General features: G+C 58.8%; 13 protein-coding genes. 8 read left to right on the forward strand and 5 right to left on the reverse strand.

What is annotated here, in order from left to right:
• The first annotated feature begins 78 nt into the window (after window positions 1-78).
• The gene (locus tag ACVIW0_RS07215; protein WP_461351691.1) at window positions 79-726 is read left to right on the forward strand and encodes a 4'-phosphopantetheinyl transferase family protein; all 648 of its coding nucleotides are present in this window, start codon (window positions 79-81) and stop codon (window positions 724-726) included.
• A 183-nt stretch (window positions 727-909) separates the two neighbouring features.
• Window positions 910-1,179, forward strand: a complete 270-nt coding sequence (locus tag ACVIW0_RS07220; protein ID WP_158074166.1) for a hypothetical protein — start codon at window positions 910-912, stop codon at window positions 1,177-1,179.
• A 523-nt stretch (window positions 1,180-1,702) separates the two neighbouring features.
• Here ACVIW0_RS07220 and ACVIW0_RS07225 read toward each other — a convergent pair.
• On the reverse strand, window positions 1,703-2,176 hold the full coding sequence (locus ACVIW0_RS07225) for a MarR family winged helix-turn-helix transcriptional regulator (RefSeq protein WP_461351692.1): 474 nt from the start codon (window positions 2,174-2,176) through the stop codon (window positions 1,703-1,705).
• Between the two features lie 97 nt (window positions 2,177-2,273).
• Here ACVIW0_RS07225 and ACVIW0_RS07230 point away from each other — a divergent pair, with 97 nt between their 5' ends.
• Window positions 2,274-2,642: an antibiotic biosynthesis monooxygenase family protein gene (locus ACVIW0_RS07230; protein ID WP_461351693.1), complete on the forward strand. Its 369-nt coding sequence runs from the start codon at window positions 2,274-2,276 to the stop codon at window positions 2,640-2,642.
• Between the two features lie 340 nt (window positions 2,643-2,982).
• Window positions 2,983-5,664, forward strand: a complete 2,682-nt coding sequence (locus ACVIW0_RS07235) for a PAS domain S-box protein (RefSeq protein WP_461351694.1) — start codon at window positions 2,983-2,985, stop codon at window positions 5,662-5,664.
• 1,466 nt (window positions 5,665-7,130) lie between these two features.
• Here ACVIW0_RS07235 and ACVIW0_RS07240 read toward each other — a convergent pair.
• The 3 genes from ACVIW0_RS07240 to ACVIW0_RS07250 all read right to left on the reverse strand — a co-directional run bounded on the left by ACVIW0_RS07240 (window position 7,131) and on the right by ACVIW0_RS07250 (window position 11,968).
• A complete protein-coding gene (locus ACVIW0_RS07240) occupies window positions 7,131-8,564 on the reverse strand; it encodes an NEL-type E3 ubiquitin ligase domain-containing protein (RefSeq protein WP_461351695.1) in 1,434 nt (477 codons plus the stop codon).
• Window positions 8,565-9,264: 700 nt separating this feature from the next.
• Window positions 9,265-9,447 carry a hypothetical protein gene (locus tag ACVIW0_RS07245; protein WP_461351696.1) on the reverse strand — a complete coding sequence of 61 codons (183 nt, stop codon included), beginning with the start codon at window positions 9,445-9,447 and terminating at the stop codon, window positions 9,265-9,267.
• A 1,060-nt stretch (window positions 9,448-10,507) separates the two neighbouring features.
• Window positions 10,508-11,968 carry an MATE family efflux transporter gene (locus tag ACVIW0_RS07250; RefSeq protein WP_461351697.1) on the reverse strand — a complete coding sequence of 487 codons (1,461 nt, stop codon included), beginning with the start codon at window positions 11,966-11,968 and terminating at the stop codon, window positions 10,508-10,510.
• Here ACVIW0_RS07250 and ACVIW0_RS07255 point away from each other — a divergent pair.
• From ACVIW0_RS07255 to ACVIW0_RS07265, 3 genes are all read left to right on the forward strand, one after another.
• Window positions 11,968-12,297 carry a hypothetical protein gene (locus ACVIW0_RS07255; protein ID WP_461351698.1) on the forward strand — a complete coding sequence of 110 codons (330 nt, stop codon included), beginning with the start codon at window positions 11,968-11,970 and terminating at the stop codon, window positions 12,295-12,297. The genes ACVIW0_RS07250 and ACVIW0_RS07255 overlap by 1 nt on opposite strands.
• Window positions 12,298-14,053: 1,756 nt before the next feature.
• Window positions 14,054-15,352, forward strand: coding sequence for a glycoside hydrolase family 28 protein (locus tag ACVIW0_RS07260; RefSeq protein ID WP_461351699.1), 1,299 nt, complete (start codon window positions 14,054-14,056; stop codon window positions 15,350-15,352).
• Between the two features lie 222 nt (window positions 15,353-15,574).
• The gene (locus ACVIW0_RS07265) at window positions 15,575-16,615 is read left to right on the forward strand and encodes a pectinesterase family protein (RefSeq protein ID WP_461351700.1); all 1,041 of its coding nucleotides are present in this window, start codon (window positions 15,575-15,577) and stop codon (window positions 16,613-16,615) included.
• 663 nt (window positions 16,616-17,278) lie between these two features.
• Here the strand turns inward: ACVIW0_RS07265 and ACVIW0_RS07270 are convergent.
• Complete coding sequence (locus tag ACVIW0_RS07270) at window positions 17,279-19,105, reverse strand: NEL-type E3 ubiquitin ligase domain-containing protein (RefSeq protein WP_461351701.1); 1,827 nt, start codon at window positions 19,103-19,105, stop codon at window positions 17,279-17,281.
• 505 nt (window positions 19,106-19,610) lie between these two features.
• Here ACVIW0_RS07270 and nopM point away from each other — a divergent pair.
• Complete coding sequence (gene nopM, locus ACVIW0_RS07275) at window positions 19,611-21,362, forward strand: T3SS effector NEL-type E3 ubiquitin ligase NopM (RefSeq protein ID WP_461357269.1); 1,752 nt, start codon at window positions 19,611-19,613, stop codon at window positions 21,360-21,362.
• Window positions 21,363-22,007: the final 645 nt, after the last annotated feature.

Consider the following 22,007-nt stretch of genomic DNA (forward strand, 5'->3'; position numbering starts at 1 on the left):
AGAAGCGGTCCGTATGTGGGCGGCCGCCGCCCGCTCTGGTCAACCTTCAAATGTTCGAAAAGCTACCGGGACCAAGTAATGGAGATTGTCACAATTGATCAACGGAACATCATGGTCGGTATCCGTCCGATAGAACCCCGCGACGAATCCACACTGTACGCTTCCGAGGCGATGTCCATGGGACGCGCCGTTGCCAAAGTCCGCCGCGCAAGCGGTGCCGCAAGAGTAGCTGCCCGAACACTTCTTGGGCAATTGGGATTCCCACAAATGGCGATTCCGAAGACGCGCTTTGGTGTTCCGCTCTGGCCAGCCGGCGTGGTCGGATCTTTGGCGCACCACGATAGAGTCGCAGCCGCAGCTATTGCACGAACGAAAAGGATTGCAGCTCTCGGCGTCGACATTGAGCCGAATGAACCTCTGCCGGAAAACCTGATCGAATTGATTGCGACGCCCAATGAGCGGCGAATGTACGATCTACACACGCTCGAGCGGCGGGATCTCTTCGTTTTGAAAGAGGCGGTGTATAAGGCGTGCTTTCCAATGGATCGCCGGTTTCTAGAGTTCCAGGACGTGGAAATTGATATCTTTGCGCGAACAGGACACGTGTCCAAGGCAAATCGCACGTTTTCACTCGAGTTACTTATTTCCAAGAATGTAATCGGGGTGGCGTATTCGCGGCCGAATGAAGTGGACGCGCCGCTCAAAAATGAGCGGCCAGCACCCTAAAGCAATCGATACCTAGCTCCTTCTCGCGTTCCTTTCCGGTGCAGGGAAAGCCGTGCGGCTGTGCAGCGCAAGGTAACGCAGGCGACTAGCACTGGCTCCAGCGTGTCTAGCCCTTCGCTCCGGCTTGTCTCGTAAGTGGTGCTGGCCGTTCGGCAAAGTGTATCGCGCCCACGATGTCCATTCTTGAGCGAGCTTTCGATCGCTGTATCGCCGCTCGTGGCGTGCGCAGCCGTGCGCTCTCACAGAGTGTTTGGCCCACAGGTCATCCCGCATCGCGGATCAGAATGGCTTAATTTCCACGGTCTGGGACCGGACATCATCCGCCTTGTTCTCCATCTTTTCGAGGAATTTGAGAGCCCGTTGGTATTCGATCTCGCACCACGCAAGCTCGAGTGGTTCCATCAGTATCTCTATCCACATTTCGGCAAACGCTGCCATTCCGAGGAAAAATAGAATACGCGACCTCCTGATCAGCTATCAGTCGACGAAGCCGGCGAAGACGATGAGTTGTCGCTGTAGCCAGCCGCATATGCAGCTAAGAGGATCGTGACCAGCGGCTCAATCGAACCTTGGTAAAAATTGGGCACCTCAAGGGGAGCACCTGACGATACGAAAGTTTATGGCGGACGTTCGCCTGGCTCGCACATTTGGTCCAACGGCTGGCCGAGCAGCAAAATAATCCGACGGCTTCGTAGAGGGCGTTCGCGTAGTGAGATTGCGGCGGCATGCCCGCTACCTTGGCTTCAAGACGAGGTCGTTAGGAGCGGGGGTCAGTAAGTCAAGCGCAACGATAGGTCTGAAATTCGGCCAAGTTGTCCATCAGTTGCCCGAGAATCCCTTATTTTGTTGGCTTTCTTGAATTCGAAAGAGGGCCGAGGTGTCCATCAGCGACGTAGTTTTTTCTGGTTCGGCGAGGCGCGCCTGATTGTTCCGGCTCAACGTCTTGACTGCACTGCAGGAGCTGTCCTCGTGCATGTCAGGCCGACTTGTCCTCACGGCTGCCCTCAAGTTTATCTCGCAAGGCCGTGATCACGCGATGGACAATCCGTATATCCTTGACCGACAGCCCTTCTGAGAGATCGTTGATCCAGGGAGCCTGCAATTCCATCGCGGCTTCGAAGGCGCGCTGTCCATTCTCAGTGAGCACGACGAGCTGCGCCCGTCGGTGATGCGGGTTGATCTCAAAAGATACGAGGCCCTCTCTATGCAGATCATTGATAATCCGCTGCACGTTTTGACGATTGCCGCCGAGGTCGCGAGCGAGCCAAGCGACCGGTTGGGGCCGTTCGGCGGATACAATGGCGCCAAGCACCTGCCAGCGTGCGCTTGTTAGGCCAAGCGGGGCGACCAGACGGTCGCCGGCCGTCAGAAGTAGGCTGTCGAGCCTAAACAGATCGAGAACAAGGTCGGTCAGGGCGTCACCCTCGGGGGTTCGCTTGGCTCTTTTCATTTGTCACCATTGTTTTATATTGACATCATGACGTCAATTTGTTATGTAGCCATAATACCAATTAGGCATCAAAGTTCAAATAGCCACGGAGGCACTCATGTCGATGCTACGCCCGCTCGACCCTTCCTTCCCGATCGATCGCCAGATCGCTGTTGAGGCAAATTCTGTCGTCCTGGTGAATCCATTCACTCTCGACAAAGCCGATGAGGCGGCTTTTCTCAAGACCTGGCAAGACGACGCAGCGTTCATGAAGCGACAGCCGGGCTTCATTTCCACTCAGCTGCACAGGGCTCTCGGCGACCGCTCGACCTATCTGAACTACGCCGTCTGGGAATCCACCGCACACTTCCGCGCGGCCTTCACCCATCCTGACTTTCTAGCAAAAATCGCCAGCTATCCGGCCTCGGCGATAGCTTCCCCTCATCTGTTCCAGAAAATTGCCGTGCCCGGCATCTGCGTTGCCTAGCCCTGCTGCATTTAGGAAGGCAAGTTACTCATGATCAAGTTGATCCATCCTGTCGCTGGCGCCTTGGCTAATCTGCGCTCTTCCTTGCGTCCAAGACTCAGGCGGCAGAATTCGATGCCACGTTCTATGCTGTGCAGGCGATCGAGCTCGTCGCCGGCGCAACAAACATTACGTTCCTTGCTCTCAACATGCGGGACGGCCTCAAAATGAAGGGATGGCTACGCCGCAGACCCGCTTGAACCAGAACCGCGCGGACAACTGATGTGACGCCCGGTTTTGTCGTGGCTTTATGAGTACGCGCCCTTAAATATTATAGCTCTCCAGCCGGAGAACAGGCCGGATGGTATCAGAACGCGTAGCCAAATCAGCAGCAGAACGTTCGGCCCTTCAGTTTACCTTCGGCAGCATAACGCTGGCCGTGGTAACACTAGCCTGCTTGTACCTTCACGCGCATTTCGCCACGGCGGCGTTCGCGTATTTGTTAGTGATCTTGCTGTTTTCGCTGATGGGCAGCTTCATCGCGTCGTCGGCGCATTGCATCGTAATCATCGCTGCTCTCGCTTACTACTTTGCGCCGCCGGCATTTAGCCTACGAATCGATGACCCCCAAGATCTGCCAGTGATTGTTGCATTCTTTATTGCCTCGATTTTGGGAGCGCACCTGATCGGTAAACTCCGCCAGGAAAGAGAGGCTGCGCGTGTGATTGCGGCCAAGCTTCAGCGGAGTGCGGCCGATTTGCAGGATCGCGAAAAGCAGTGGCGTGCCATCTTCGAGCACAATCCGGCCATGTACTTCATGATCGATGAAGCCGGCACTGTTCTCAACGTCAACACATTCGGCGCGGCACAACTCGGCTATGCTCGTGCTGAACTGATCGGTCAATCCGTGCTGGAGGTATTTCTCGAGGAGGATCGCGCGTTCGTTCGGGAATGCGTTCGGACGTGCCTGGAGGATCTCGGACAAACGCGCACTTGGAACGTCCAGAAGGTCAGGAAGGACGGCTCGGTCTTGTGGGTACGTGAAAGCGCCAAAGCCATGCGCTGGGCGGATGAGCAGCCCATTGTCCTTATCGCTTGCGAAGACATCACGGAGCGAAGGCGGACCGAACTTGCCTTGCAGCGGAGCGAAGCACATTTGGCCCACGCGCAGGAGTTGAGTCACACAGGCAGCTTCAGCTGGAACCCCACCACGGGCGAGGCCTTCTGGTCAAAGGAGACATTTCGGATTTTCCAATTAGATCCGCAGACGCCGCCGGGGCCGCAACTTGTCATTGAGCGCACTCATCCAGATGATAGGGCATCGGTTCAAGAAATTATCGAGCGCGCGATGCAAGACCCGAGCGATTTCGATCACGAATACCGGCTTCTGCTACCAGACGGCTCGGTAAAGCACATCCATGCGCAGGCACGAGCGAAGAGAACGGCCTCTGGTGAGATCGAGTTTGTCGGAGCAGCTACGGATATTACGGCGGCCAGGCGAGCAGAACAACAGCTGCGCCGCAGCGAGGCCTATCTTGTCGAAGCCCAGCATCTCAGTCACACGGGCAGCTGGTCTTGGGATGTCTACGGTCTAGATTTCGTGTATCGCTCCGCCGAGGTCGATCGTCTGTTCGGCTTTCGCCCACAAGAGCCGGTATCAATCGACACGATTCGATCGCGCATCCATCCGGATGACTTGCCGCGGCTGGAGGAGGTGCAGCGCCAGGCGATTGAACAAAAAGAGGGGCGGTTCGAATGTGATTTTCGTATCCTTCTACCAGATGGCGGGATACGACGCATGCACTCCGTTGCGCATGTGGTGGTCGGCAGCGATGGTAACGTCAGCGAGCTGATCGGAACCCATATGGATGTCACCGAGCAACACGCAGCTAGGGAGCGCCTGGAAAACACACTTGCCGCGCTGCGTGAAAGCGAACAGCGCTTTCGCGACTACGCAGAAACAGCTTCCGACTGGCTCTGGGAGACTGGCCCGGATCATCAGGTCACTCGCTTATCCGAGCACACCAGCGCTGCGGGAATTTTGGCGACAGGATTGATCGGCCTGCTTGGCTGGGACATTGCGTGCGACCTTGAGGAGGAGCCCGAAAAGTGGCGGCAGCATCGGGCGACGTTGGAGGCCCATCTTCCGTTTCGGGATCTCATCTACCGCACCGTGAATCGGACAGGTTCTCCGATCTACGTCCGCACGAGTGGCAAGCCTTTTTTCGATGGAAAGGGGAACTTTCTCGGCTACCGTGGCGTCAGCACTGACATCACCGCGACCATTCGCGCCGATCAAGCCGAACAAGAGCTACGAAAGGCACAAGCGGAGCTTGCGCATGTAACGCGTGTAACGACCTTAGGAGAGCTGACAACTTCCATCGCCCATGAAATAAGCCAGCCACTCGCCGCGATTATCACCAACGCCGATGCGTGCCTCGGTTGGATGGGGCGGGAAGCTCCTAATCTTTCCGCTGCGCGCTCTTCGGTGGAGTGGATCATCGAAGACGCAACCCGGGCAAACGAGGTGATCCGTCGTATTCGCGCGCTCGCGAAGAAAGGCGACATTGAGATGGTGCCGCTCGACATCAATGGCGTCGTTAAGGAGGTCATTTCGCTGGTAACGCGCGAGCTGGTGAGCCACCGAGTGACGTTACGAACCGAGTTAACTGCAGGGCTGCCTCCGATCCTTGGCGATCGGATTCAGCTACAACAGGTGATCATCAATCTGGTGATGAACGGAATCGAAGCCATGGAGGCAGTTACCGACCGGACGTGCGAACTGCTGATTCAATCATCAAGGGACGATGTGGGGCACATCCAACTTGCCGTGACCGATTGCGGCGTCGGCATCGCCGAGAACGACGCGGACCGCGTCTTGGATCCTTTCTTCACCACCAAGTCGACCGGCCTTGGAATGGGTCTTTCGATCTGCCGGTCGATTGTGGAAGCTCACGGAGGACGGCTGTCAATGGTCCGCAAAAGTGGACCGGGCGCGACTTTCCAGGTTGCCCTACCGCTGCATAAGGGGGCCGTCTCCTGACAGGACGATTTGACTCGCGGCGCACGTCGACGAGTTAGCGGTGGCAGAAAGCTGACCGGGTCGCCGTGGGCGACGCAGTCAATGAGGATGTCGGCGAGACGCTCCAAACGCTTATCCACTTCGTCGGCGCCGATGTGCCGTACCCGGATATCGTCCGTCATCTGTCGGAGAGCCCGAGCCGATCGAGCCCGGCTAGGTCGGACCGTGAGTTCATTGCCAACGCCACGGCACTAGCGAGTTTCACAGAGTGACATGCTCTTGAAAGCAAAAGGTGGTCACGTACCGCATCGCCCAACCCAACCGAAGCTGGTAAACGACTATGGAGAACTACTCCGCCAAGCTGCAATGCTCAGCTGCCCGCTCGAGGCACCTGGACCGGATGCGCTCCGCATCACGACCCAAATTTATCGCGGAGCTCCACAGCACGAAACAAATTCAGCGCGGAGATGAGAGATTTGTCGTGCGGGAATAGCCTCCGAGCAGACTTGACCCGCGCGTCATGGTCCAATCCTGATATCGTCTGGCCCTCTAAAACAAGCGCCTCGGAGAATTTACGAAGAGCAGGGCGATACGGGTCAAGGGCGGTCTCGCTGCGCCGATTGGCACGCGTCATCATTTCAATGAAACTCTCGTCGTTTCCTGGAGGGCCTTGGTGGAAATCGCACGGCGAGCGTCGGGCTCGCAGCAATCGCGAAGATTGCTCAACGGCGCCTTCATCCTTCGGCTATTAGAATTCGTTGACGTGAGCGATAGGATTGCTGATTGCGCAGATCAAACGCTCGACGTCGAAAGCGGAGAACATGCCCACAATCGGCCAAGTTCGGTAGTATGCAGGCTTAGTGTGCGCTTTTTAATGCGTCCGAGCCGCCGCATTATTCGTCGCGTCATCAATTCGGCGCCGGTCTTCTTCGGACTGATGAGGGCATGTACCGCTGCTGGCCGGGAGCATCGTCGCCAAGGACCGTTCAAACGGCTGGTGCCTCGCCAACCCTCTTGCTGTTCTTCCGAGGTGGCATGCTGCACCTGCGACCAAACTGTTACGTTGGATGGGTCACAATTGTGCGGGTCCACGTAGCCTCACGTCCAAGATCACCTGAGCAGACACCCTACCAGAGCAAGCTTTCGAAAAGCTGACGAAGCCGCAGAGCAGCTGCCCGCGATCGGGCGGGGCGAGATAGGCGCCAATCTAATCCGTCACGCCTACGTCATTGGACCTCGGCATGGCGTCGAGCCGAGCGCGCCGAAGTGACTTTGGATCATCGATATTCTGAAGGTGAGCCGTGTGACGCCCTTGAATGGTCTACAGTGACTGCCTTCCGGGCGGCGAGAAGGCGAGTGGATAACGCGCCGAAGTGGTGGTCGGAGGCGGTCAGCAGACGGCAACTGCACGTGTCCATTCAACTTGAACAATCGCTCGTCCTGGAGCGATTAAACGAGACTGCCTGATCCAGGGAAGGTCGCATCGATCAAGGCTCGAGGCCGTGTTCCCGGAGAAACTCATGCATCAGCTCGCCTTTGATCTCGTGAGCGATTTCGCTGAGGATCTGGGCCCCGACAACCCGCTGGGCATCGACATCATCCGTCAGGCCATGCTCCGCGAGTCGCTCGTTCAAGCGCGCCGGAAACTCATTTTCGATCGCATCCGCAATCCGGTCCCGCGCCGCGGCATGATTATCGGGGGCGATCCGCCTGACCGCCGTATCCCAGGGCTCCCAGCGCGTGGCCAGAAAATCCGCAAAACCCGTCGCTTCCTGTTGCCGCACCGACGTCTCAGCTCTGGCAACGTCGTCCGCCGTGACCTCGGCGAGATTCAAGAAGCGCATATCGGGGGCGATGTGGTGCAGTTCAAGCCGATCCCGTAGCTGGGTCTGATAGGCAAGATAGACCTCGATCTCGTCGATATCGGCCTCAGGGTCGGCACGACGCAGCGAGCTGACCGTCTCCCGTGCGACGTCGTCAAGCGCCCCCAAACGAAACATGACACGGCCGTGTTGGAGCAATTGGTCGAGCCGATTGTCATAGAGTCCATCCTTGACATCAGCGTTTACGCGTGCGGTCTGCATGCCGTTCCAGGTCAAAGTGATGCGGTCCTCGCAGGATGCAGTCGCTCCATTGGCCAGCTCGAAATACTGCTCGCGCAGCTTAGGCCTCATCGCGGCCTGTAGCAGATTCTCGGCCACTTGGTCGCGGAACGCCCGATGACCATAGTTCACAGTGCCCGCGAGTCTTTCGAGAAACAGTGCGAAGTCCTGCGCACCCTGCTCTTCGGCGAAGCCTTGCCACGCGTCCACTGCGCCGGGCTCGTCCACAAGCCAATCCGCGACAACCTCGTGGAGGGATCGCGGCTGATGTTCCACCGGTTGTAGGGGCATCGACAGCAAGACCTGCGGGCCGGCATAATCCGCACCACGCGTGGCTGACGCCAAATCGGCCAACACCGGGGCCGGTATTGGATTCGACCGCAGGTCGATGCTGGACGCGCTGCCGAGCTGCGTCAGCACGGTCGCGGGCAGGCCGGTTAGCTGGTTATTGCTGGCGCCGAGCATTTCAAGGCTGACCGGGAGCGTCTCGGGCAGATTAGTCAGCTGATTTTCGCTGACGTCCAGGTATCCAAGTCGAGCCGGAATCTCGGGCAAGCTTGTCAGCTGGTTGTCGCTTGCGTCCAGGTAGCGCAGTCTGGCTGGAAGATCGGGCAGGCTCGTGAGCTGATTTTCGCTGACGTCCAGGCGCCGGAGCCTGGCTGGAAGCTCGGGCAGACTGGTCAACTGGTTATTGCCGGCGGAGAACTCCTCGATCGTGGCGGGAAGGGCGGGTAGATCGGTCAGCTGATTGCCATCGACCATCAAGCTGCGGAGCCTGGATGGCAGCTCTGCCGGCAGGCTCGTCAGATCGTTGGCCATGAGGTGGAGGTTCCGTAGCCTGCTCGGAAGAGCCGGAAGGCTAGTCAGCCGGTTGTCAGAGGCGTAGAGGTCCCGGAGTCCGCCCGGAAGCTGGGTCGGCAGGCTGCTCAACTGGTTACCGATGACAATGACGGTTCGGAGCCTGGGCGGGAGTGAGGCTGGCAAGGTGGTCAGGGACAATGACGACAAATTCAGCTCGTCTCTGACATTACCCTCGTCCCGCCATGCCCTCGTCCGGTTGACCCCCTCTTGCCGATTCTCGTCTTCGCCCTGCCCCTCTTCTGCTGCCCAGCTCGCTAGGGCGCTCTCCTGCGACGAGACGCGGTCGGCAGCGGCCGCTCCCGTGACCCACCGCGTCAGGGCTGACGCCCACTGGGGCAGGCATGAGGAGGACCGTCCGGCGGCCGCAGACGCTGGCTCGGTGCTTTCGAATTCGGAAGGTATGCCAGCGCCAGGCTGAGCTCGTTCGGTGTTCATTGAACTCCATGACATGTTTGGAGGCAACCGATGAGGCTGTACTATCGGCTGGATCAAGGCATTCGCATGCTAGGAAGCTCAGCTGTCGATAAGCTGACGATCGTCAGGTCTCCGCCCATGAGCGGTTCAAAGCTACTCTTCGTTCGTGGTGAGAATTCTGCGCTGTCGCGCAGCTGCTCAAATATTTCAATTCCAATTCGCAGCATCGGCTCGAGACTGCTGCTCAGGCCGGACCATTCCGGACGAAATATTCAGAGCAGGCCACCTTGAATCGTTTTGCTGGTTGGAAACTGACTGGTCCGGCGTACAGCCCGGTCTCCTCACGAGGCTGGCCGGCGCTTGCCAACTGCTGCTCGAACGCCGAGCCTGCCTCATGATCTTCCGCGGCCGACCATTGCACCTGCATCAAAGCTACCGGACCGGATGGGAAAGGATTGTCCAGGCTCTTCTCACTCCGCGGACGGTGGCAGCACAGCTACGCCGGCAAGCTTGCGAGAAGCTGCCTTCCGCCCAGCTCCTTGCATATGGTGTCCGTGGGGCCGGTGATGTGATCGCCGCTCCAGCACAGTAGATCGTGCAATGTGCGGCCCGGGTGTCCTGAATGTCGCGGGGCCAGCAGCGCATCGCCTTCGCCGTGGATGAATTTTGGTCGAGCGCGACCGCCTGCTGATAGCTGCACTATCCCGTTCAAAGGGAAGGACCGTCGAGCAAAGCGTTCAGCTCGCAGGCGGAATATAGTCAATCAACGCGCGTTCATCCCTCAGCCGACGCCTTTGCTCCGGCTGCTATTGGCAAGCAGGAACGCAAAGATCTTGTCTAATGGTGGTGTCCGGCATCGGCTTCAATCGATCACCTCAAGCCAAAGCCCCTGCTGCATGTTAGTCCAAGAAGCGAATCGAGTAAGCCACATAGAAAGCGCTAGCCAATATGAAGTGGCCTGTTTTTTGCAACAGAAACGGTGGTGACATCGCGTACGCAAATTTCGTCGGACGCTATGCTGCTCGAAGATTCGCAGAGCGACGACGCTGACGCTTGAAACGAGGAACCGCCTCAATGAGGAAAAAGCGAAATCATGCGAGGCAAACAACGTCACTGCAGGACCGCCTGGCCATATTTGCAAGAGGCCTTGCTGAAATGGCGGCGACCATGCCTGCGGGCGCGGAGCGAGATAATCTGCTGAGGCGAGCCCGCACCGCGGAAATTGCAGCAGATATTGACGATTGGGTCTCCTCGGCTGGGCTTCAGCCGCCGACGCCATAGGGCTGGAGCTCCAGGGCCCGCGTATCCCGCCGGGGTTCTTCTACGTTCAGGAACAAGGGTGCCGAAGATTCGGATCCCGAAGACTGGCCATTGGAATAGGCTAGGAGCCGGCCGCCTGTGTGTTCCGAAGAGAATGAGGAACCGCCCTCCACAGACTGGGGAGCCTGTCATTCACGCGCATCTTCTGCTTGCGCGATAGCGTCGGCTCATGGCGGGCCCACCACCGCTCGAGCTGAAGCCTGGCTCATGGCTGCTACGGGAGTTCTGTTCGCCAAAACGCGCAAACGTATCACAAGCATGGCCGCGTAAACGGCCTTGCCGATGGACAAGCCGATCCAGATACCGATGGCACCGAGGCCAGTTTTCAAGCCGAGCACGTAGCTGACCGAAAGGCCGATCAGCCAGTAAGCGATGCCTGCGAGGACCAGCGGCACACGCGTGTCCCTTAAGCCGCGCAGGCCGCCAGCGGCAATGCTCTGAAGTGCATCAGTAATGAAGAAGCTCGCTCCGACAAGGATGAGAGCTGCAGCCAGCTTGATCGTGGCGTCCGCGTTGCTGGCCGTCTGGTCGACGAACAGCTCGGCGATTTCAAAGCGCGTGCCGACCACCGCAATCGTAGCGACCGCCGCGATCAGGACTCCAAGCAGCATGGCGGCAAAACCAGCTTGTCTGATACCTGCTAGATCGTTGCGGCCGAGTGCGTGTCCGATGCGCACGCTCACCGCCATTCCGATGCAAAACGGGATCATGAACAGGGCGGCCGCAACCTGGAATGCGATCTGATGGGCGGCAACCGCGGTGGTGCTAATCACACCCATCAGGAGTGCGGTCGCAGAAAAGAGACCCGATTCCATGAAAATAGCGACCGAAATCGGAGTGCCGACCACGAGGAGCTCCCGCATCAATGGCCAATCCAACCGCCAAAAATATCGCAGCACCTGGTAGTCGCGAAAAGGATGGCAGTATGTAACGAACCAAATACCGGCCAGAAAGGTCCCACTGTTGACCAGACTGGTCGCAAGGCCGGCCCCGAACAAGTCAAGTTGCGGCAAGCCGAATTTGCCGGTGATCAACAGATAGGCCAGCACTGCGTTGGTCGGAATGGCGGCGAGCGTGATCCACAAGGCTGGCGCCGGGCGATCGACGGCTGCCATGAAACTGCGGATCGCCAAAAACCACAGCGCGGGCAAGATGCCCCAGGCGAGCCCGAGCAGATATTGCTGAGCTAAGCGCGCGATAGCTGGCTCCTGGCCAAGCGCAAGCACGATTTGCTCGCCTTGCACTGGCAAAACCATGATCGGCGCCCATAGAACGAGTGCAATCCATAGCCCCATGCGCAGCGAGCTCCGTACCAGAGCTATGTTTGCCGCGCCACGTGCTTGCGCCGCGAGTGGTCCCACTGCCGAGATCACGCCAGCTGCGAAGGTCAGGCCAACCGATAAGATCATGCCGGCAAGCGCGGCTGCCGCGAGGGCCTCGGTGCCGATGTGGCCGATCCAGGCCAGATCCGTCGCCATCATCGCGATCTGCGCAAGTTGCGTGAGTGCGATCGGGGTCGCGAGTGTCGCGGTTGCGGCGAGTTCGCCACTGAGACGATGGCGCGTTACCCATTTGACCAACTGGCAACGGCAGGATGATCGGTGCGTGTCGTCCCCAGTCTTTCTCATTGAATGACACCGCTCTGGATTCCGCGCTTCAGCTGATTGCCCTGCTGACACGGCATTTGCGCTGCAATGACGGTCGGGTCATCGGCACTGTCATTGCTGATAGCATGTTCTCAATTGATGACGCTCCGCTCAAAAATGGTGAGAGCGTTTGGCCTCCAAGGAAAGCAGTCGTTGTTATGAGCGTTGTGCTCGCGACTTCGGCTGTTGCGTTTCAGACGCTGACTGGCTCAAGCGCGACAACAGGACGTTTGCAGCGACTTAATGCTGCGAGAGGCGCATCATTCTTCAATGAAAAACTCTCAAGAACCATTGGCATGTCGATTGCTTGAAAGGTGTGAGAAGATTTACGCGGCCATGATGTTTTTCAGTAATCCCATACGGGTTTCCAAATGAAGATTGCCGGATCCGTTCGACTTCAGGGGTGTCACCAGGCGCGCTCCACGACATCGCAGGCGTGAGCGTCGATCACCGGCAAGATGCCGAGCTGTTTCCTTTGAAGCTGAACAAGCGAGGCATCGGAGCTTGCGCCGTCAGATGATTGATGAGCTGATGCAGGACGATTGGGATCCTGAGCAACTATTCAGGCGACGGGACGAGCTCAAGGTCAAGATACTTTGTGCCCAATCGGTTATGGCCGAATGTAAGGCAGAATTGGCGGAGCTCGAGCGGAGACTTGAGGCTCGAGCGGTCTCGCCGCCGATCGATGCACGACAGCGCAACTCTGCAGTCAATAGTTCAATACGCAACACGCCACCGCGCGAATCCCGAAGCGTCAATGATCCTGTTGATCAGAATGCTACTGTGGCGTTTTCGAGCCGATCATGGGACCGTTGAAAGCTGACGCCGCGGACGTTAACACAGAGAGGTATTGTCATGGAGCTGGTAAAGATATCGAGACGCATCGTGTTGCAAACCGGAGGGTGAACTGGATAACGGGGCGGCTCTGCCGCTAGGCTCGGGCGTTTTGGATGCGTTGCGCTGTCGGGATTGCAGAACGGTATCGTAGCATTTTGACGAGTCAAAAGCTTTCCACCCGGACTCACGCCGAGTGATCGTCTTGTTCGTCTTCAGGTCGTTGAGCTTGCTGATAGACGTATCCGGAGCGGGCGTTCAATGATCAAGGTGGTGCGCGGCCGTGGGGCAGGGCTTGCGATGTTCCGGGCGGTGCTGACCGGCAACGTCGACCATGCCTCGTCCGGCATCGCATGAATCATGACGAGAACTCACTGATCATGGGGCCGCAAGCGATTACAATTCGACCCGGAAGAGAGCGGTTAGCGGCAGTCACCTAAATTCGTGAGACGCCAGGAAGAGGGGCCCGCGACGAATGCGATCCGGTGTCGGCCGTAGCCTCGTCAGCTTTTCGACAGCTTGCCCGATTAGGGTAGGTATAGCTTTGCGGGCGCTTCAAGAAACAGCGCGGTGGTTCACCGGCAGTCAGGACCAGGGGCGTCGGGCAGGGCCAGCGGGATCAGCCACGCATGCCGCCAGGAGAGCTTCGGCGATTGCTTGACGATGAGCCGGCATCTCGAGCCGCGGATCAACCGCCTCGCCACTTGCCGAGCGGCTATTAGGCCACACACGAGGCATCGCCGCAGATGCTCTGGCGCCTGTTAAACTGCGGCGCGGCACGACACGTCTAGTCGGTATCGAGCGTGCGACTTGGCTTCAGTCGGCTTTGCTTCGATAACCCTGGCTCAACTGGATAGCTTTCGCGCACAGTGCTCTTTCAGCGAGCGATGAAGATGCGTTTGTGGCCCAGAGAGTGTTCCTGTCGGGCTCTCATCGCTGAAATAAAGACATCGACAGCGGATTACTGGCTGACCTGTAAGCCTTGCTACAACGCGCGGGCATGACGAGCGTGCAAGCTTCTTTCTTCGCTATGAACTGGAAATTGTGTGCGCCCTTGCAGGGCCGTTCATCGCCCCTTGCAGCAATGCTGCTGCGAGCTCGTAAAAGTCTATGCGTGCTCTGCGTCTTATAAATGTCATCATGCGCGGCGAGTGAGGCGAGCCGCGACGGATCAGTTCCGTGTACGTGAGACAATTACGCCGCATCGATCAACGCGGCGGAGAGACGAGGTCGATGACACAGCCCTTTCGAGCATGCAGCCTGTTATCCATCATTGCTTGCGTCATTCTCTGTCCGGCCGCCAACGCACAAGATCGTCGCATCGTTACCGAACCCATTGCACCTCAGACGGTCTGCGACCGGCCCGTGCCGTCCGGCAAGCAAGATACGGTCACCTTGCAAGATGCCATCAACCAATGCCCGTCGGGGGCCGCCGTTTATTTAGGACGAGGCGAGTTCCGGTCGGGTCCTCTCGAGATGAAATCGGGGGTGACGTTATGGATCGGGCGAGGCGCCAAGCTCATCGCCATCCCCGAACCGGCTGCTTACGACAAGGGCCGTGGACAGTGTGGTCGCATCTCGGGCAAGGGCGATGGTTGCCGGCCGTTCATCAGCTTTTCCAAAACCCGTGGCGGCGGTATCTACGGAGACGGCATCATCGATGGTCAGGGCGGTGCAACCATGGTCGGCGGCGCCGAAAGCTGGTGGCAGCTGGCCCGCCGCGCCCAAGCCGAGCGCGGCAACCAAAACGCCCCGCGTTTGATCCAGATCGATCATGCGCAAGACATCACGTTCGCGGGTGTCACCTTGCGCAATGCGCCCAATTTTCACATCGCGATGAACCGGGTCGAGGGGGCCACGTTTTGGGGCCTCACGATCGATGCACCGGCGGACGCCCGCAATACCGACGGCATCGACCCTGGCGCGAGCCAGGATGTGACCATTACCCGCAGCTTCATCCGAACGGGAGACGACAACGTCGCAATCAAAGCCGGCGATAATGGCCCGAGCAGCCATATCTCCATCACCGACAATTATTTCGGCTGGGGGCACGGCATGTCGATCGGTAGCGAGGTGAATTCCGGGGCCAGCGACATAGTGGTGCGTAATCTGACGCTGGATGGAACGACGTCTGGTCTGCGCATCAAGAGCGATGTCAGTCGAGGCGGTCTGGTCGAGCGCGTGACTTATGAAAACATCTGCCTGAGGGGCAACCGGTGGCCGCTGGCGTTCGATACGAAATACGATCCACGTGCACAGGGCTCGAGGATTCCGATCTATCGGCAGATTGTTCTGCGCCATGTGCGTGGCGACAATGGCGTGCTGATGATGCGTGGCGCAGACGAGCGGCATGCTCTTGACGTAACACTCGAGGATGTCCGATTTGCCAGTTCCGCGAGTTGGCAGCTCGAACATGCAAAGGTGACAGCCGATCATTCTGACGTATCGCCGCCGCTGCCGGGACAAACGACAGAGCCGCCGTCGCGCGGATCGGACGCTTGTTCCAGCGCATTCCGAGACACCGACCGGTAAACACTACGACGCCGGCGCGGAACGTCGAACGGAGAGGCCGCATCGATGGGCTTGGATTGCCGATATTGGCGGAATAAAGCCTCATGGCTCGCGCCCCGCTGCGACTGATTAGCAAGGGCGGACATTGCGAAAGTTGCGCTCAGGATCCTCGGGGTTATCTCGCGGCCGCCCGTTACATCGACTGCACAGAACGCGCCGCAAACGCGACCAAGGGGAGGTCAAATGAGAATGATTTTGATGTCCGCCGCGCTTCTGGCTGGATGTTTCTGTCTCCCGGCAGTATACGCCGAGGCATTATTGGTGTCGCATGCCGCAAATGCAGACTATCACTCCCTGCAGGAAGCCATCGACGCGTTGCCGGCGCAAGGCGGGGATGTTCGGATTGCGCCGGGGACCTATCGCGAGAAGGTCAACACCTCAAAATCCGGTATTCATATCGTGGGGACTGGCGGCAAACCGGAGGATACGGTCATTGTGTATGGCGACGGCGCGATCAATGCGGGAGGAACCGCGCGTTCGGCAACACTGAATGCCACTGGCGATGACTTCCGGCTCGAAAATCTGACGATCCAGAACGACTACGCCCTCAATCCAGCCAATCCCCCCTCGCAAGCAGTAGCGCTGTCAGTTACCGGAGACCGGGACGTCATTACGCGCGTGCGCCTGCTAGGCGCCCAGGACACGCTGTTTGCTGGCAAGGGACCGAACGGCCGAATGTCACGACAATACTTCTCGAAGTGCTACATCGAGGGGCATGTCGATTTTATATTCGGCAACGCCAAGGCCTGGTTTCGGCAATGTGAGTTGCACGGCATCGCCAATCAAGCGGTCATCTATACCGCTCAGAGCAAGGCAGCGCGGGATGAGGACAGTGGCTATGTTTTTGATCATTGCAGGCTAACTGCCGACCCTGTTGCGGGCTATATCGCACTTGGCCGCCCTTGGCGCCCCTACGCCACAGTGGTCTTCCTGTCAGCGAAGATAGATGCCCCCGTGATCGCGGAAGGGTGGCGCGAATGGACGCCCGGTAAGACCTTCACGTTGAAGACAAGCTATTATGCTGAATACAGATCATTCGGCGTCGGGGCCAACCCCTCAGGCCGCGAGCCTCACTCCCATCAATTGACAGATGGCGAAGCTGCGAGATGGTCGCTGAGCGTGTTCTTCGCAGGTGCCACAGATTGGTTGCCAACCAGCCATCACGATGGAACACAGAGCAGCGGTCAGGGTGAAGGGCTTCGACGGCGATTCTCGGATGAATGACGGGAGGAGAGCCCAGTTGTCATGGAGAGTCTTGTATAGAAACCCAACTGGCGCCCGAGTCAAAGCGATAGAAGGGGCCACCCCGACGATCTCACCGGTTCGCGGTGCGCCCACATGCGTCCGCGCCAGCTCGCAGATCATCTTTTCCTTTTGGCGGCTCAGTGTCGGCAAGCGCTGCGGACCGTCACGTCAGCGCCGTCGTCATAGCTCGGCACTGGCTGATTTGCTTGTTCAGCTCCTTGCGCAGATCTGCGGACAACGAAGTGAGCTGATGCTTCGCGGCTATCTTCGCTCGGCCGGTGATGTTCGGGACCCGCGTAGCTCAGCCAGTAGCGGTCGGCTCGATCAGCCGATACTGCGGGGCAACTACGGTGGAGTCCGACGTTCATCCATCCTGGATCGGGAGCCTACAAACAGCGCCTATCTTGATTTCGGCAATTCGCTCTATCCATTGCCGCCCTCGCCGCCGAGGACATCCGCATCATCGCGAGATCGGCCCTCGTCGCTTAAGTGAAACACCGATGGATGAGTCGAGCAACGCCGGTTCTTAGATCGGCGTTCCGCAGCACTCGCTGCGCATCACGCGAATGCTCTCGGCGACCGACCGCCGCACCAGAGGGAAACTGCAACAGGATTTAGCAGCTTCCTGCAGCAAAAGCCGATTTACAGTTTAAGGCCGTGATCATTGAGCACCTTGTCTCTGAGAGCGCCCTTGATCTCACGGGCGATTTCCCTACGAACTGCGGCGCCCAACTCTCGCTTGGCATCCTCGACAAGGTCAGCTTCGACCCCGATCAAACCTTTGTCGGTGAGCTGTTGCTGCAGCCGCCTGGCGAACTCCGGCCCCATTGCAGCAATGAGCTCGTCGTGCGCCATGGCATGGTCTTTGGGGGCGATATGACTCACAACGTCGTCCCAAGGTTGCCAGTCCACCGCCAAATAGTCGGCGAATTCCGTCGCCTCCCTCTCCCGCACGGATGCCTCTGCGCTATCAACGTCAGCGTCGGTGACGCCGGAGACTTCAAAGAAGCGCATGTTCGGCGCGACGTGTTGCAATCCCAGTCGCTCGCGGAGCTTATTTTGATAAGCAAGAGAGACCTCAATCGCGTCGATGTCTTCGACGTTGTTGCCCGAGCCTAGCGAGTGAACCTTCTCGCGCGCAATTCTCTCCAGCGCGTCCAGGCGAAACATGACCCGCCCCAGATCGATGAGATCGGGAAGCCGGGCCTTGTTGTTATAGGCGCCGTTTTCGACGTCCGCGATGAGCCGTGCGGTCTGCATGCCGTTCCAAGTCAAAGTTCGGCGATCCTCGCAGCTCTGGTTGGCGTCCAGGGCCAGTTGGAAGTAGCGCTTGCATAATTGCGGGTCGTTCGCCGCCTGCCGCAGATCATCGGCGACCGACTGGCGGAATTCTTCATTACCTGAATTCACGGAGTCGAACAGTTTGCCAAGGAAGAGCGTGTATTCCCGGGCGCCGGGCTCTTCAGCAAGGCTCTGCCAAGCTGCCAGCACCTCTCGATCAGCCTCCTGTGGATTGGCGCGGAGCCAGTCTGCGACCTTCTCGATGAGAGGATCGGCCGCCTCATCGTCCGTTCCGGACGATTCACTCTCGTCATCGCGCCAAAGGTGGACGGTCGGACCGACATAGTCACCGGCGCTAAGTATCGTACCCAGATTCGCTAACACCTGCTCGGGCAACGGATTTTCAGTCAGACCTATCCTGCCATCAGCGCGAAACTGCGTCAGCAGGTCCTCGGGCAAACTCGTCAACTGGTTTTGGCTGGCATCGAGCAACTCAATTGAAGCAGGAAGGGCCTCCGGCAAACGCGTGAGTTGGTTTTCGCTGACGTCGAGAAACTGGAGCGTGGCAGGAAGGACCGCCGGCAGATTCGTCAACTGATTGTGGTTAGCGTTGAGAAACCGGAGCGAAGCAGGTAGGACCGCGGGCAGATCCTGCAACTGATTGTGGCTGAGGTCGAGAAACTCCAGCGCAGCGGGTAGGACCTCAGGCAAGCTCCTCAGCCGGTTGGAGCTCGCATCGAGGCCTCTGAGTTCGGTTGGAAGCGAAGGCAAACTGGCCAGTTGATTGGCACTGACGTTTAGACGTCGGAGCGAAGCAGGCAGGTTATCGGGCAGAGTGGTCAGCCGGTTGAAGGGCAGATCAAGCATAACGATGGCGCTCGGAAGTCTAGGCAGGCTTGTAAGCGACAGCGATGCGAGATTCAGTGTAACGGCCTCACCGAGAGCATTCACTCGGCGCACCGCTTCTTCCCGATCCTCGAGCGGGCCTACCTCCGGTTCGGCAGCCCAACTCTCGAGCACCTCGTCTTCGTCGTTCTCTGCATGGACTGAGTGCCCGGAGTTTGCGGCGTAGCCGGTCACGACTGCGTTCCACTGCGCCGCCGCCCCGTTTTGCCCGCCCTCTTGTCCGGAAGATGCAGAAGGGACGCCTCCGCCGCGCTGAATCTGTCCTGCCTCAAAAGGATCCAACTCACCCTCCTTATGAAACTGAGTAGCCTCAGCCCATGGTGACCTGCTCTTGTACCTAAGACACTTAGCTTTCGATAAGCTGACAGACTATCACCGTAGGGTGGCAACGATGGTATCCAAGCCGAATGACTGTCGGTGCGACGACGCTGGAGTGACTCGATCTCCGCCGAGGGCAGTTATCTCCAACCTGCACGTGCTTCGGTCATCCCCGTGGCAAACGAGCGATCCGAGGTTCTGCAGCGACATTCGTCAGCTGCTCGACAGGTAGGGCTGTTAACGGCGGAACGCTGCCCTGGGAGCGGGTGCTACCGGACTTATCCGGTCAACGAAGTGGTGGCAAAACTCGCAGCAGTGTCGATCCATTTGCCGCGCTTGGACTCGTGTGAACCCGTACCCACTCGGACCCGGTACCGTAGAGCACTTGTAGCGGTTATCGAGAGACATTCGCGCTGTGCAACCGCCTGCTTCGCGGGGGGCATTCTTGTTTCTGATGATGGAGAAATTGATGGACGCGGGACGGGCACAGTGGAACGCAGGTTCTTCTTCCTCAGCGCCTTCCGAAGAGGCGGACCAGGAAAGCTACCTCGGCGGTTTCAACCGCGCCGTGGCGAATTTGGTCGAAAGCTTGACGGGCTATCGGACCCCGGCTTCCGCGCGCGCGCAGGTCATCGACAACTGGGTTGCCGAAGTGGGGCAGGGCCAGGCCGAGAATCGGCGGCAGGGGCGCACACGAATCAGGAATACGGAGAACACAGGCTCGCACTCGCTGGATTTGTCCTCGCTTTCGCTGACCGTTTTGCCCGCCGCCCTGTCGCCAAGATTGCTGGAACTGCGCGCCAGGCACAACGAGCTAAGCAGCCTGCCCGCCATGCTCCCACCCGGTCTCCGGCGTCTTTTCATCAGCCATAACCGCTTGACCAGTTTGCCGGACGATCTTCCGGCGACCCTCTCTGAGCTGGAGGTCGCCGACAATAGATTGACCAGTCTGCCGGCCAACCTTCCGGCCACCCTCGAGATCCTGAACGCGAACGACAACCGGCTAGCCAGCCTGCCGGACGCTCTCCCGAGTGGGCTTACCTCGCTTGCGGTTGGCGGCAATCAGTTGACCGATCTGCCCGAGTCGCTCCCGTCGCGGCTCGTTGAACTCAATGTCAGCAGCAATCTATTGGCCAGCCTTCCCGACCCACTTCCGAGCACGCTCCAATCGCTCAACGCCAGTGGTAACCGGCTGACCAGCCTGCCTGAAGGTCTGCTAGATGCTCTCGTGCCGATGAATAGCCTCAACTACCCGCATCTGCAGAGCCCCGAGTTCGGGGATAACCCGCTGCCGGACGACATTCTCGCTGATCTGGCGGCGGCCGAGGCGCCACCACCGCAACTTGCGCAGCAATCCCTGCATGAGGCTGCGGCACACTGGCTCGCAGACGACCCGGCCACGCTGGCCGAATGGCAGAACTTTGCCGATGAGCCTGGCGCCCAGGACTACGCACAGTTCCTGGAAAGGCTACGTGGCACTGTGAACTACGGCAATGACGCGTTTCGGCAGGCCGTGGCCAATGATCTGCGGCAGGCGGCTGCCAATGCGGATTTGCGCGAGCAGTTCTTTGCACAGGCTTCCGAGGCTAACACCAGCTGCGAGGATCGTGTTACGTTGCACTGGAACGGTATGCAGACGGCGCGCATCAACGCTGAGGTCAAGGATGGGCTATATGACAACCGGCTTGGCGAACTGATCCAGTGCGGTCGTCTCGCGTTTCGCCTGGAGGCGCTGGACGAGATCGCGCGCGACAGGGTCAACTTGCTCGCTAGCGTCACCCCGAACGTAGACGACGTCGAGGTCTACTTGGCCTATCAACATCGGCTGCGCGAGCCGCTCGAGCTCAGTCACATCGCTCCTGACATGCGCTTCTTGGCGGTCGCTGACGTAAGCGAGGATGATGCGACGGAGGCGCTGGATCTGGTCCGGAGGCGCGAAGCAAGCGAGTTCATCGACTATATGGCAAGCCGCTGGCAACCCTGGGACACGGTGCTGGAGCGCATCGCTCCGGACGAACATGCCGCGATGCAAGACGGGGTGCTCGAAGCCATGGGCGAGGAGTTTCAAAGCCGCCTCGGCCAGCGACTGGCCGAGCATGGTCTGCTGGGCGACGCCGATGCCGAGCGGGTGCTCGGAGCGCAAGTCCGAAACGAGATCGCTGGCGAGATCAAACGCAAGGTCATGGACCGTGTGCTGGCAGAGCATGGCCTCGAACTATGACGCTCCCGAACCGCTGCAGAGATGTTTATCATTGCTCTGCGGCGGCACGTAAAGATCGATCGTGAAGCCTCGTCCATCGCTGCCAACGTGCTTTTGCACCTTGGAAAGTGCGCTGCCGTCGGTCTGAGCTTTTCGTTTTTGCCGAGCGACGAAATCCCGCGCGCGAGGCGAGGGAGGGCGTAGGGCCGAAAGCCGCTATGGGACGAGAGCTCCATCGGTCGAAAAGCTGTTGAGAGACCAAGGCGCACAGCGGTGAAATCATCAGTTCCGGAGGCGCTGCCCAGCCAACGGGCTCAGGTTGACGAGGCAGCTAACTGTTCGGCAGGTCTATTTGACTTCGGGCGCCTCCCGCCTGCTCCATCTTGGCAAGCAAGTTGTGCAGTTCAAGCATGCACCGCGTCGGCAGCTTACGATGGACAAGCCGTCCTGCAGGTGAGATCGTGCGCGCGCTCCAGTAGGGCAGTCTCGAGATTGCACAGGAAGCCTTGCGGTTCTCAGTCAAAACAGCGTCAAGGAAAAGACATTGTCCGTCATCAATGAGCGCCTGCAATAGGACAAGCTCAGCGCCAAAGTTGATGACACAGACGACCAGATACTCGTCACGTATTTATCTGTCGGAGACGGGTAGAGGCTAGGTGAATCCCG

Source organism: Bradyrhizobium sp. USDA 4454, assembly GCF_054822705.1.

Excerpts from the sequence above, each read along its gene's own strand:
- ACVIW0_RS07215 (WP_461351691.1), top strand. The coding sequence starts at position 79 with ATGGAGATTGTCACAATTGATCAACGGAACATCATGGTCGGTATCCGT.
- ACVIW0_RS07225 (WP_461351692.1), bottom strand. The coding sequence starts at position 2,176 with ATGAAAAGAGCCAAGCGAACCCCCGAGGGTGACGCCCTGACCGACCTT.
- ACVIW0_RS07230 (WP_461351693.1), top strand. The coding sequence starts at position 2,274 with ATGTCGATGCTACGCCCGCTCGACCCTTCCTTCCCGATCGATCGCCAG.
- ACVIW0_RS07235 (WP_461351694.1), top strand. The coding sequence starts at position 2,983 with ATGGTATCAGAACGCGTAGCCAAATCAGCAGCAGAACGTTCGGCCCTT.
- ACVIW0_RS07240 (WP_461351695.1), bottom strand. The coding sequence starts at position 8,564 with ATGGCCAACGATCTGACGAGCCTGCCGGCAGAGCTGCCATCCAGGCTC.
- ACVIW0_RS07245 (WP_461351696.1), bottom strand. The coding sequence starts at position 9,447 with ATGCAGGTGCAATGGTCGGCCGCGGAAGATCATGAGGCAGGCTCGGCG.
- ACVIW0_RS07250 (WP_461351697.1), bottom strand. The coding sequence starts at position 11,968 with ATGAGAAAGACTGGGGACGACACGCACCGATCATCCTGCCGTTGCCAG.
- ACVIW0_RS07260 (WP_461351699.1), top strand. The coding sequence starts at position 14,054 with ATGACACAGCCCTTTCGAGCATGCAGCCTGTTATCCATCATTGCTTGC.
- ACVIW0_RS07265 (WP_461351700.1), top strand. The coding sequence starts at position 15,575 with ATGAGAATGATTTTGATGTCCGCCGCGCTTCTGGCTGGATGTTTCTGT.
- nopM (WP_461357269.1), top strand. The coding sequence starts at position 19,611 with ATGGACGCGGGACGGGCACAGTGGAACGCAGGTTCTTCTTCCTCAGCG.